Consider the following 12,245-nt stretch of genomic DNA (forward strand, 5'->3'; position numbering starts at 1 on the left):
TGCATTTTAGATTACACTATTCAATTATCCTCTTAATAAGCTCTATAGCCCTCGCCTGATCTATGAAATAGGGACTTGTAGCTATGGTGACTACGCTTGCCTGCGAGTAGAGCTCCCTTATCCTCTCAAGCCTCATGTCAAAGCTGATATAGGCCATGTCGTCCGAGAATATGTCCATGTCTATATCGAGCACTATGTCTTCATCTATGTCTTCTCTGAATGCACTGCTGCTGTCAATGATAAACACATCCTTGAACATGTCAAGCCTCAGGGCAGGCTTTATGAAATTGCCCACATTGAGCACATAGTTCGTATAACGAAAAACCTCCGCTTCGTTTTCCAGCGAGCCAATATACTCCTCCGGCTCCCTCATGTCCTTGTGCTGGTCCACGTGCACAAGCAGCGCGCCTTTTGAAAACAGTCCTTCGCGTATAGCCTTGCTCCAGAAATAAAAAGCGTGATTGTGGTTGTCGAATATATACACCCTCTTGCCTGAGACTTCAAGCTCCAGGAAGCTTTTCAGTCCATAGCAGCACCGCTCCTTGCCTTCGTCCAGTTCGCAAAAGGCCACTTTGCTAGATACCGCAAGACAGCTTAAGCTTTCGAGCCCCCCCTTTTCAAGTGGCGCCACGTATATGCTTTTTTGGCTGCGCTCATCATACGAAAACGCATTGTTGCCCAATGGTACGTCTATATAAAATCCTCTATAGCGCTCCATGATTTCTCACCTTCACAGCTTCAATGTCAAACATGTTCCAGGGGTATTCACAAGGGGGATAAGCGAAAAATTCCATCCGCTCCTTGAGCGTAGGGTGCATGAAGCTTAAATGGTAAGACCACAGTGCTATCTGTTCGCCCTTTACATTCACGTTCGCGCCGTACCTTTGGTCCCCATAGAGCGGGCAGCCCCTGCTGGCAAACTGCACCCTTATCTGATGCGGCCTTCCAGTCTCAAGCTCAATTCTCACAAGACACAGGCCCTCGGCTCTGCCCTCTACGCTGTACGAAAGCGAAGCTTTCTTGGCACCCTCCTCGTTTTCTCTTGCGACCCTGACCTGATTTTTTCTGCTGTCCTTTACCAGATAGTCCTCCAGCCTTGCGCTCTGCTTTTGCGGGCAGCCGCGCAGAACTGCCATATATCCTTTTTTGAGGCTCCTGCTCCTGATCTCCTCCGAAAGCCTAGATGCTGCCTTTGACGTTCTGGCAAACACCATCACCCCGCCCACCGGCCGGTCCAGCCTGTGTACAAGCCCGATATAGACGTTGCCGGGTTTGTTGTACTTTTCCTTTACGTACTCCTTGCAAAGAGTAAGCATGTCCGCGTCTCCCGTGTCATCCTCCTGGGATAGCACATTGGGAGGCTTTACAACTACCAGTATGTGGTTGTCCTCATAGAGTACCTGCAGCTTCATTACTCCGCTTCCCATCTTCCGAATATTCCGCAAGGGAGTATGAGGTCGTTTCTTGAAGCCGGTATTCCGACTTCTCCCGAGTATATCCTGCCCGCGTATTTTTGACCCATGGAGAGCTTGAGTATGTTCTCAACCACGTATGGCGAGAAACCAGAGGTGTAAGAGTTTATGAGGAAGAAAAGAGGCCTGTCAGAAAGCACTTGCATACAAAGCTCTACAAGCGGGAACAACTCGTCTTCTATCTTCCATATCTCTCCCTTTGGTCCCCTTCCGTACGAAGGCGGATCCATTATTATGGCATCATACTTGTTGCCCCTTCTTATCTCTCTTTTTACAAACTTTATTACATCGTCAACTATATATCTGACCTTCCTCTGCGAAAGTCCCGAAAGCTCTATGTTCTCCTTGGCCCATGCTATCATGCCCTTTGCTGCATCTACATGGACAACCTCCTCCGCTCCCGCATAGGCGCTTGCAACAGTCGCCCCACCTGTGTAGGCAAACAAATTGAGGACTCTTACAGGCCTATTGGCCGATGATATCTTGTCTATTATCCAGTCCCAGTTTGAAGACTGCTCCGGGAAAAGGCCCGTGTGCTTAAAGCCTGTAGGCTTTATGTGGAACGAAAGCCCCTTGTAGCTGATCATCCATCTTTCGGGTGTCCTCTTGTAGAACTCCCAGTTTCCGCCTCCCTTGCTGCTCCTGTGGTAGTGTCCATGCGGCTTCTTCCACATCTCCCACTCCTGCACAAGAGGCCAGATAGCCTGAGGATCCGGCCTTCTGAGTATATAGTCGCCCCATCTTTCGAGCTTTTCTCCTCCACCCGAATCTATGAGTTCATATTCATTCCATTCATCAGCTAAAAGCAGCATTAAAAATACCTCCAATTATAATAAAGACTAACTATTTATTATACCTTAAGCGCAGCAATAAAAAAAGAGCAGGAATGTAACTCCCTGCCCTACTTCTTTTTGAATTCAGATATGTCAGCTTCCTGGCTAACCGCCTCTATAAGCTTGGGATAGGACGACGCGTCTCCTATCAGTATGCCTCCTATGAGCTTTCCGTCCTTGAATATGAGCTTTTTGAACTTTTCACCAGAATCATCGTGTGTCACTATGTTTTCAGTTGCAGCTTCCGATAGTGTCTGGCCTATGCAGTTGACGCTGGTTCCGAACGAATTCATAACTACCGACGAAACGCTGTCGCGGAATTCCACCTGCCCTCCAAGTGCATTCATAGCTGCAACTTTTCCCATCTGCATGGCGTATATCCAGTTGCCAAAGCCCCTGCCTTCAAGCTCCACCACATCTCCGCATGCAAAAACGCCTTCCGCGCTTGTCCTCATCATTCTGTCTACAACAATACCCCTGTTGCATTCTATGCCTGCTTCTCTGGCTATTCCAAGATTTGGCCTTATCCCTACGGAAAATAGCACTATGTCAGCTTCCATAGTCATCCCGCTCTCGAACTCAACCGATTCGACTCTGCCGTCTCCCACCAGCCTTGTCACCCTGTCCCGGAGCACCACATCGACGCCTTTATGCCTTACCACATTTTCCAGGAATAGTCCACTTTCAAGGCAAAGCTGGTTTGAAAGCAGCCTGTCGGAGGTGTTGTTTATTGTAACATCAAGTCCTGTCTGCTTCATCCCCCATGCCGCCTCTATGCCAAGAAGTCCGCCTCCTATCACAAGCGCCTTCTGGCAGTCACCCATCCATTCCTTTATCGCATACGCATCATCAAGCGTCTTTAGTGTGAATACGCCTTTCAGGTCCGCGCCTTCAGTAGGCGGCAGGAAGCTGTTGCCTCCGTGGGATAGTATTAGCCTGTCATATTCTATAGTCTCATCAGAATCTGTTTTTATGTTCTTCAAAGCAGTGTCAATGCTAGTTACCTTTGTATCCAGCATCAGCCTGATCCCGCTGTTGGCATACCACTCCTCTTTCTTTAAAAAGAAACTCTTTCCCAGCTCCTTCTCGCCAAGGAAGTGTGAAAGTCTTGGCCTGAAATAAGATACGTATTTTTCTTCGGCTATTAGGGTAATCTCGCACTCGTCTCCGTGGCTTACAAGCGTTTCCGCCGCATAATACCCCGCTGCACCATTCCCTACAATTACAACTCTATTTTTTCCATTTCCCAATATGCTCACCCCCGCATTTGTGTTGTTTCTGCGCGTTTTCACAATATTTTATACCCTTTGGGATTATTTGCAAACCAAACTTTGACGTGTTTATATGTACTCTCACGGGGTATATAATATTTGTCTGCCAATACAAAATATTAATCATACTATGCGGGAGGTTATCAGAATGGCTAGCGAAAAAATGCTTCAGGCATTGAATGAACAAATCCAAAAGGAATTCAGCTCTTCATATATCTATATGGCAATGGAGGCTTGGTTTGCCGAAAAGAATCTTGATGGATTCTCAAACTATTTTAGAATTCAGGCAATGGAAGAGAAGGACCACGCTTACAAGATATTCGACTATGTAAACAAGCTTGGCGGAAAGGTAACGCTAGAGGCTATACCAAAGCCAAAGTCAGACTATTCAAACGTAGAGGAAGTTGTCGAAGAGGCTCTTGCACATGAAGAGTTCATAACTGCTTCTATAAACAGCCTTATGGACATGGCTGTAAACGAAAAGGACCACGCAACAGTATCGTTCCTTAACTGGTTCATAGACGAGCAGATGGAAGAAGAAGAGAACGCCCAAAAGGTTCTCAACTACGTCAAAATGCTTGGCGGAGACAGCAGGGGGCTCTTCATGATAGACATGGAGCTTGGAAAGAGGAAATATACTCCTCCAGCGGCTTCTGCAGAATAATCCAAAATACTTTAAGCTAATTACATTTAAAGGCACCCATAGGGTGCCTTTAGTTTTGCATTCATTCAATTAAAAATCCGCATACAGGCTTCCAATGTCAAGCCTGCCGAGTTTTGCATTCTCGTATTCCGACCTTATCGAAAGCGCGGCCTTCCTGAAATCCATGCTCACACAGCCATTTTGTATTGCCGTATAAGCTTCTATGAACGCCGCAAGCCTGTCAGCTGCCCTGACAACCCTTCCATCCCTTGGACTGTAACCGTCGCTGTTGAACTCCCTGTCGATTTCCTCAATAGTCTTTTGTATTCTCCTGCCGCCGAGCATTATCTCATCATCAAACTCGTTCTGGGTGAACCTTTCTATATCTTCACAGTGCCTCTCGGGAAGCAGCGGATATATAACCTTTTCCATGTTTTCGCGCTCAATGTCCTTTATGAGTTCATCGAGGCCTTCTATAGACCTTTTTACAGGGGATATTATGTCCCGGGTGAAAACCTCCGGCAAGTCATGGAACAGTCCCGTGAAGAAGTTGTTCACGCATCTTCTCGGGCATGCCCCCATCTCAAGCGAGAAAATATACGAGAGCATGGCCACGTATGCAGAGTGGGCAAGCACGGATGTTCTGGGGATTCTGTGAAGCTGGGCCCATCTATTTTGGTATCTGAGCCTTCCGCATATGTCAATGAAGCTCCTGCTTTTTTTGTCGTCAAGTATAAGCCTCATACCCTCAAGGAATCTGTAGTTTTCTATTTTGAGTAAAAAGTCATCTCGTATTAGCTCGAGCTCGAACGCATCCGGATTCATCCGCTCTATTATTCCAAACTCCCAGTACGATGCATAGCTGTGGGCAGCTTCAAGCACGTCGGCCGAAGCTCTGCTGATGCCGCCCGAAAGGTGACTTTCAAATCTCTCCTTGAAATCTGCTCCCATGCTTGATAATACTGTGTCCAGTTCCGCAAGCACGAAGCTGTTGAGCCTTTTATACTTCTCCTCGTCCTGCTTTATCCTGTAGAACACTGGCGGCTTTATGTCAGTTATGACAATCCTTTGAAGCAGATCGAATATGGCCCCTTCTATTACCTGTATCCAGTCAAAACCTTCTCTGTCCTCTTCGTGCTTGCCTATGAAATATGCCAGAATCATCTTGTGACCCTGCTTGTCGAGCTCAATAAGATCAAACGGCCTGAGATGGTCATTCCACCTTTGCATGTATGCCGCATCAAACAGCTTCAGTATCAGCCCCTTTCTAATCGGAATCACCGCCCCCGTATTCTGATGATATGACCTTATTTCTGCCTGTATTTTTCGCAGTATACAGGTTTTTGTCTGCAGCAGCTATTAGCTTTTCCATTCCCAAGCTTTTATTCAGCGTGCACACTCCAAAGCTTGATGTGAATCTTATAGTTCTTTCCTCGTAAACAACAACTATGCCTTCCGTCGCCTTCCTCATTCTTTCAGCTACTTCCTGCGCCTTTTCATAGCCGGCACCTTTAAGAAATACAATAAATTCCTCTCCTCCGTACCTTGCCACCCAATCCAACTCTTTTCTTATACAGCCTTCAAGCACACCTGCAAAAGCCTCGAGCACCTTGTCTCCAGCTATGTGACCGTAGGTATCGTTTACATTTTTGAACTTATCTATATCAGCCATTATTATGGACATTTCCTCGCCTTTTAGTGACGCCTGCATTATTTCATACGGCAGCCTCTCATTTATATATCTTCTGTTGAATATTTTTGTAAGCTCATCCCTCACAAGCATCATATTCTTTCTCTCGAGCATTTCATATATCTCCGACTGACCTTTGCCGAGGAACTCTTCCACAAGATTGCTGTCACTCGCCTCCTTAAGCAGCTCGGCTACAAATACCCGGCCCCCCACTTGCACAGGCACAACAGTGACCATATACACCTTTTCACCGTTGTATTCTATCTTTATGAAAGTCTTGTTCTCTTTTATAGCCCTCATGGATACGCAGTTTTTGCACACCTGACCCGTATTCCAGAATTCATAACAGCTGGACTTGCATTCACGAAGGCTCTCATCCATTTCATAAACCTTCTTAGTCACAGGATCTACCAGCCTTACAGCATCGTATATATACCTTAGAAAGCCTATGCCCTCCATTATATTGTCCATTTTAAATTTTTCAGCGTCACCAAGCACAGCAACTCCTCCATTCCTTCAAATATATGTAAAACAATATATGTGAAAGGCCGCAAAAATGCGGCCTATAAATCTTCAATTAATATCTCATTAGGTCTCCAAAGGTTGTCGTTGTCGTATCTTGGGATTATATGGAAATGAAAGTGGAATACAGTCTGCCCTGCCGCCTTGCCCACATTAGCTCCCACATTATAGCCGTCAGGTGAGAATTTCTCATCTATTATGAGCTTGACTTCATCAGCAAGCCTTCTTATAGCAGACATCTCTTCGTGTGGTATGTGGAAAAAATCCATGTAGTGCTTTTTTGTAATAACAAGCGCATGCCCCATATTGACCGGGTACTTATCCCACACCGCATACGCCAGCTCGTTCTCAGCTATATAATCTTCAGCAGAAACATTGCAAAATACACAGTCGTCGATGCAGTTCATAATGCCCTCCCGTCTAAAAAAAGGCCTGCAAAAGCTTGCAGACCTTTTGATGCTCATTATTCTTTTATTGAATCTTCTACAGTGTTTACAGGAGTTTCGTCGCTGTAGCCTTCTGCAGCTTCTTCTCCGCCCTGAGCTTCTTTTATGCTTAGGCTTATTTTCTTTTCTTCAGGCTTTATTTCTATTATCTTCGCACTAACCTTTTGTCCTTCGCTTAAAACGTCAGATGGCTTAGCTATGTGCTTTTGGTCTATCTGCGATATGTGGCAGAATCCGTCAAGGCCCGGCTCAAGCTCTATGAAAGCTCCAAAGTTAGGGAGTCTAAGCACAGTACCTTCAACTATATCTCCTACATTGTATTTTGAAGAAACAAGAGACCAAGGGTCTGGAGTAACCTGCTTAAGACTTAGAGATATTCTCTCTTTGTCTCTGTCAAAATCAATCACATAAACCTCTACCATATCACCTTCAGAAACAACTTCTGCAGGGCTGTTTACTCTCTTCCAAGAAAGCTCAGATACGTGTATCAGGCCGTCTATTCCGCCAAGGTCTACAAATGCGCCAAAGTCAGTAAGTCTCTTAACCTGGCCTTTTCTTACCTCGCCTTTTTGTATAGAATCAAGGACAGCTGCCTTTTTAGACTCTATATCTTTCTTCTCTACTTCTTTTCTTGAGAATACAAGCTTCTTCTTGCTCTTGTCAACTTCTATGACCTTCACTTCAAGAGTCTTTCCTACAAATTCGGCAAGATCCTTAGTAAAGCCCATAGATATGTGAGACGCCGGAATGAAGCCTTTGATTCCCTTGTAAAGAGCCATAGCTCCTCCCTTTACAACTTCTACAACTCTAACAGGGAACACTTCACCCGTTTCATTCATAGCAACAAAATCGTCCCATACCTTCATACCCTCAAGCCTTTTTCTTGAAAGCAGAACGTTTCCTTCGCCATCATTAAGCTTGATTACATAAACTTCGATTTCGTCGTTCTCCTTAACAGCCTCAGTAAGTACAACGTCGGAATCGCTTGAAAATTCACTTTTAGTTATGATACCGTCTGACTTGTATCCTATGTTAACCATAACCTCATTATCATTTACAAGGATTACTGTTCCCTTAACAATATCACCAGTTTTTATTCTCTTCATTTCCTGTTCTTCGTTGTCTAGCAGTTCTTGCATCGTAAGCATGTTTTCAGAATTATTCACTTAACTACGCCCTCCTTGACTATCCTTTTTGCAGCCCCGGCTCGACTGCAACGGATTATATCTTTATATTGTCCTCTTTGCAGGTTTATTAATTTCAATTGCCACAAGAGTCCTTACTAAATTATAACATAAATTTAGCAAGGGACTAATTATTTTAATAAATTATTCGCTGTATACGGACATTTTTTTCATTTGCAGCCGGAAACATCTTTTTTGTGCCATATAAATATTCATTAATCATACTGTGTATGATATAATTATCTGCGAAATAACTTGACTAAGGAGACCAAACAATATGAAACTATATGAATCTTGGAAAGAAAGCTACGAAAATCTTGACAATGCTGGATATGAGTCATTCTGGAGAGAATACCTTCCTAAGGAAATGGAGAACTACAAGTACATACTTTCTCACATGGATGAGACGGTAAGCGGCAAGCTAAGCGACATAGCAGATAAATTCAGCATGGATCCTGTTACATTCGCCGGCTTCCTTGACGGAATAAACGACAGCCTTAAAGAAGGCATAGACCTTGAAACTCTGACAGAGGACAGCGACATAGCGCTTCCTGTTGACTTCGAGAAGCTATACTACAACATGCTTGATGCCAAGGCCGACTGGCTGTACAATCTTGACGAATGGAACGGAGTGCTTCCTGCAGACAAGAGAAAACAAATCAAGAAGGAATACGACAAGACAAAAACAGTAGTAAAAGAGCAGGAGCCTGGCAGAAATGAGCCTTGCCCTTGCGGAAGCGGCAAGAAATACAAAAAATGCTGCGGCGCCAACAAGTAGTAAATTCAAAGCCCCTTGGTTCGAGGGGCTTATTTAATATCATTTTCAATTCTTCGTTCTCTTTCTTCTTCCATGTCTATGACCTTGTAGCTTGAAGACTGCACAACAAGCACAGGAATCTGCGATTTCGCAATAATCCTTTTGATTGTAATGTCCATCGTGAATTTTCTTATGAATGAATCTTCGCAGTTACACATTATTACTACATCGTATTTGCCGCTATCAGCATACTCAAGTATCGTCTGCACGGGTTCGCTGTATACTACTATGACTTCAGCTTTAATCCCGTGAGCTCCAAAGTAGGCTTTTGCACTGTTTGCTATATCAAGCTTACCCCTTTTCCTTACAGCCTGCTTAAATTCGGATACGTTCCCCTTCTTGGGCGTTTTCGCCTTAATCGGCTCTGCCGGAACATATGAAGGTTTTGTGTCCATATGCAATATAGTAACATATGCTCCATACTTTTGCGCAATATCAAGGGCTATCTTGTACGCCCTCTTGCTGAATTCTATGCCTTCCACCGGAAGCAATATACTTTGTATCATGCCCATACACCCCCGCTACCAAACGAAAAATCAAAAGTTGAACTTCAATATATAATATACCTATCCCAAACAGGTTTTAATCTCTTCAAAATCCTTTCATAAATAAAACCTGCGCATGCAAAGCAGGGCAGGTTCTATAGTATGGTTTATAGATTTATAATTGAAATTATTACGGACACCATAAATATCATAATGAAAATCCATAGAGTCTGCTCCGGGTCCTTACTGGCAGCGACATCTGCATCGATAATTTTTGTATCTGCACTTTTTGTGTCCGCGATTCTTTTTGACTCCCTGTTTCTCTTCCACTGCTCCAAATCCACCACATTGCGGTTAATCATCTGCTCCATTAAGGTCCACTCCCCCGGGCGCAATATTTCAATGCCTTATGAAATCGTTTTCATACTGACATTATACAATATTTCTTACCCATTCTGAAGAGGAAAACTCATTTTTGTGATTTTTTTTGAAACTTCATACACTATATGGGCACACAGAGTACCCGTTACAATCCCGCCGATTATATCGCTGGGATAATGCACAAAAAAATACATGCGGGAAAATGCTATGAGAGCAGCCGGAAGATAAGCAAGCGCCCCCTTTTTACCGAAATATCTAGTCAGCATATACGCCGCTGCAAACGATGATGTAGTGTGACCCGAAGGAAACGAGTAGGAAAAGGATATTCCCAGTATATTCTTTATCCCCTCAAGCTCCATAAAGGGTCTTGGCCTGGCAATCAACGGCTTCATCACAAGATTTCCGACAATTGCGCCCACCGCTAGAGCCACAAGCAGTAACACACCCTCCCTCCTGTATTTGGATGTAAAAGCCAGCATGAGTCCTGCTGCAATCCATACAAGGCCAAAATCCCCCATTCTGGTGAAAAAAAGCATTAGATGGTCCATGCTATTTGACTTGAAAGTGCTTTCAATCATATATAGCAGTTTTACATCAAACGGTAAAATCGCTGTCAACTCCATTTGCACACTCCTGTATTCTAGTAGTATTGCTGTTTCTTCAGCCTTGTTTTCTAAATATAGTATATCCATTTTCACACACGCATTCATCAAAATATTTAAGATTGAATTTCCATTATTCTCAAAATATACAGTCCATACGTCATTTTTATTACTTAATGCGGTTATTTATAAATTAATTTAACTGAATATCATTATAAATATGCATACAAAGAGTGCAATAGGGTATACTAAATAAGTAGACTATAATCGAAAGGAAGTGTTTTAATTGATTAAGAAGCTTTACGTTCCATTTGCTCTGCTCATCTCTTTAATGATGGCCTCTTTTTCTTTTGCACAGGAGGAGGGCGTTACCAGGCTCGAATTTGCAAAGAAAGTTCTGGACATGACAAAGTACGAGCTGTCCAGCGAATCTGCTTCAATGTTTGGCGATATCAAAAATCCTTCGGATATACCTTATGCCAACACAGCAAGCAGTTATGGCCTCATAAAGGGCTATGAGAACAACTTCTTTCCCGACTCAAAGCTGACAAAGGAGCAGTCAATTGTAATACTCGTAAGGGCAATGGGCGAGGAACCTTTTGCGCAGCAGATGAGCCAGGACAAGATAGAATCACTCCTAAAATTCACTGATGGCAGCGCAATCTCGAGCTGGGCAAGGCCTGCAGTTGCATATCTTGTTGAAAACGGCCTTCTGACAGCCACAGGAGCGCTTGAGCCTCAGAGCATAGCTTCATCCTCTTACGCTGACGGGCTATACTCGAAATGCAAAACTTTTTTTGACTCGAAACTTTCCAAGGAAGGCTATTCTGCAGCTCTGCTTCTTGACAAGGCTTCGAAAAGCATAGAAAAATACAACACTTACAAGTTCAAGGGCGACATGGACATGGATACCACAGTTACCGCACCTGATGAAAATAACAAAACAGTTACAGAAAACACCAAAATGAAGATGGTGCAGGAAGGCATATTTGAAAAACCTGAAAAAATTTATGTCAAATCAACAGTCACAATGATACCTATGAATGAAAAACAGAAAGAAGAGCTTGGCGACATGCTTGAGCAGTCAAGTGAACTCTACTTCGATGGACAAAGATATCTCATGAAAACGAGCCTGGAAGATTCATGGCTGGAGCTTGACATAACGCCTCTGATAAAGCAGCTGCAAAGCATGACAGGCTCAAGCAGTATGAACAGTCAGGGAATCACAAGAGAGCAGCTTGAACTCTACGGAATGTATGCACAATACGGAACAGATGAGACGGTAGACGGCAGGGACTGCTATATAGTGAATGTAGAGCTAGACAGTGCTACATTCAACAAGCTTATGAAACAGATAATGGATCAGACTATGGATTTCTACAAGAATTCAAACCTCCAGCAGCTTGACCAGGAGCAATCCGAAATGAGTGCACAGGAGATGGAGGAGTTCAAGACCACGTTAAGCGCCATGTTCTCTAATATGAATGTTAACGTGAGCTACAAGTTCATGGTTGACAAGGATACTCTTGAATACCGAGCATTCGATATGGAACAAAAGATGGACATGTCTATAGGTGACATTAAAACATCAACTGCTGCTTCCGGCTCATACGAGTATTACGATTTCAATAAGCCGGTTGAATTTCCTCAGATAAAAGAGTCTGATATCAAGACTGTGGAACAGCTTGACACTCCGGAACAGGCAAATTAGATTCTCAACCGGCCTTAACTAAGATACAAAAGTAAGAGAAGCCTTGAATACCTCATAAGAAGAGTGTGTAAAATAAAGTGTGTATCTTCCTTAGAATTGATATAATCAAACTATCATTCAAGGAGGTACGCACTTTTTCTATGGGAATTTTAAGTAAAGACCAAATCAGACAAATGATAAAGCATTAC

At 43.6% G+C, this 12,245-nt stretch carries 14 protein-coding genes; 3 read left to right on the forward strand and 11 right to left on the reverse strand.

Annotated features, from left to right (window positions below; translation table 11 throughout):
* Nucleotides 1-16: 16 nt before the first annotated feature.
* From GT589_RS06830 to GT589_RS06845, 4 genes are all read right to left on the reverse strand, one after another.
* Entirely contained in the window at nucleotides 17-718 is a 702-nt protein-coding gene (locus GT589_RS06830; RefSeq protein WP_293397932.1) for a UPF0489 family protein, read from the reverse strand.
* Nucleotides 705-1,412, reverse strand: a complete 708-nt coding sequence (locus GT589_RS06835) for an RluA family pseudouridine synthase (RefSeq protein ID WP_293397933.1) — start codon at nucleotides 1,410-1,412, stop codon at nucleotides 705-707. Before GT589_RS06835 ends, GT589_RS06830 begins: the two co-directional genes overlap by 14 nt.
* Complete coding sequence (locus GT589_RS06840) at nucleotides 1,412-2,284, reverse strand: class I SAM-dependent methyltransferase (protein WP_293397935.1); 873 nt, start codon at nucleotides 2,282-2,284, stop codon at nucleotides 1,412-1,414. Before GT589_RS06840 ends, GT589_RS06835 begins: the two co-directional genes overlap by 1 nt.
* Nucleotides 2,285-2,373: 89 nt before the next feature.
* A complete protein-coding gene (locus GT589_RS06845; protein WP_293397937.1) occupies nucleotides 2,374-3,555 on the reverse strand; it encodes an NAD(P)/FAD-dependent oxidoreductase in 1,182 nt (393 codons plus the stop codon).
* 169 nt (nucleotides 3,556-3,724) lie between these two features.
* Between GT589_RS06845 and GT589_RS06850 the strand changes: the two genes are divergently transcribed.
* Nucleotides 3,725-4,240, forward strand: a complete 516-nt coding sequence (locus GT589_RS06850) for a ferritin (protein WP_293397939.1) — start codon at nucleotides 3,725-3,727, stop codon at nucleotides 4,238-4,240.
* Between the two features lie 69 nt (nucleotides 4,241-4,309).
* Here GT589_RS06850 and GT589_RS06855 read toward each other — a convergent pair whose 3' ends face one another.
* From GT589_RS06855 to rpsA, 4 genes are all read right to left on the reverse strand, one after another.
* Entirely contained in the window at nucleotides 4,310-5,500 is a 1,191-nt protein-coding gene (locus GT589_RS06855; RefSeq protein WP_293397941.1) for a YfbR-like 5'-deoxynucleotidase, read from the reverse strand.
* The gene (locus tag GT589_RS06860; protein ID WP_293397943.1) at nucleotides 5,487-6,407 is read right to left on the reverse strand and encodes a GGDEF domain-containing protein; all 921 of its coding nucleotides are present in this window, start codon (nucleotides 6,405-6,407) and stop codon (nucleotides 5,487-5,489) included. Before GT589_RS06860 ends, GT589_RS06855 begins: the two co-directional genes overlap by 14 nt.
* 65 nt (nucleotides 6,408-6,472) lie before the next feature.
* On the reverse strand, nucleotides 6,473-6,838 hold the full coding sequence (locus GT589_RS06865; protein WP_293397945.1) for an HIT family protein: 366 nt from the start codon (nucleotides 6,836-6,838) through the stop codon (nucleotides 6,473-6,475).
* 56 nt (nucleotides 6,839-6,894) lie between these two features.
* Nucleotides 6,895-8,043, reverse strand: coding sequence for a 30S ribosomal protein S1 (gene rpsA / locus GT589_RS06870; RefSeq protein WP_293397947.1), 1,149 nt, complete (start codon nucleotides 8,041-8,043; stop codon nucleotides 6,895-6,897).
* A 295-nt stretch (nucleotides 8,044-8,338) separates the two neighbouring features.
* On the opposite strand from rpsA, the gene GT589_RS06875 reads away from it, so the two are divergent.
* Complete coding sequence (locus GT589_RS06875) at nucleotides 8,339-8,839, forward strand: SEC-C metal-binding domain-containing protein (RefSeq protein WP_293397949.1); 501 nt, start codon at nucleotides 8,339-8,341, stop codon at nucleotides 8,837-8,839.
* 29 nt (nucleotides 8,840-8,868) lie between these two features.
* Here the strand turns inward: GT589_RS06875 and GT589_RS06880 are convergent, their stop codons facing one another.
* From GT589_RS06880 to GT589_RS06890, 3 genes are all read right to left on the reverse strand, one after another.
* Entirely contained in the window at nucleotides 8,869-9,384 is a 516-nt protein-coding gene (locus GT589_RS06880) for a universal stress protein (protein WP_293397950.1), read from the reverse strand.
* A 146-nt stretch (nucleotides 9,385-9,530) separates the two neighbouring features.
* Entirely contained in the window at nucleotides 9,531-9,734 is a 204-nt protein-coding gene (locus GT589_RS06885) for a hypothetical protein (protein ID WP_293397951.1), read from the reverse strand.
* A gap of 75 nt (nucleotides 9,735-9,809) precedes the next feature.
* Complete coding sequence (locus GT589_RS06890; protein ID WP_293397952.1) at nucleotides 9,810-10,436, reverse strand: phosphatase PAP2 family protein; 627 nt, start codon at nucleotides 10,434-10,436, stop codon at nucleotides 9,810-9,812.
* 196 nt (nucleotides 10,437-10,632) lie between these two features.
* Here GT589_RS06890 and GT589_RS06895 point away from each other — a divergent pair, with 196 nt between their 5' ends.
* Nucleotides 10,633-12,057, forward strand: coding sequence for an S-layer homology domain-containing protein (locus GT589_RS06895; RefSeq protein ID WP_293397953.1), 1,425 nt, complete (start codon nucleotides 10,633-10,635; stop codon nucleotides 12,055-12,057).
* Nucleotides 12,058-12,245: the final 188 nt, after the last annotated feature.

This window comes from Peptoclostridium sp. (assembly GCF_009881055.1).
In the GTDB taxonomy this organism is placed as follows: Bacteria; Bacillota; Clostridia; order Peptostreptococcales; family Peptostreptococcaceae; genus Peptoclostridium_A.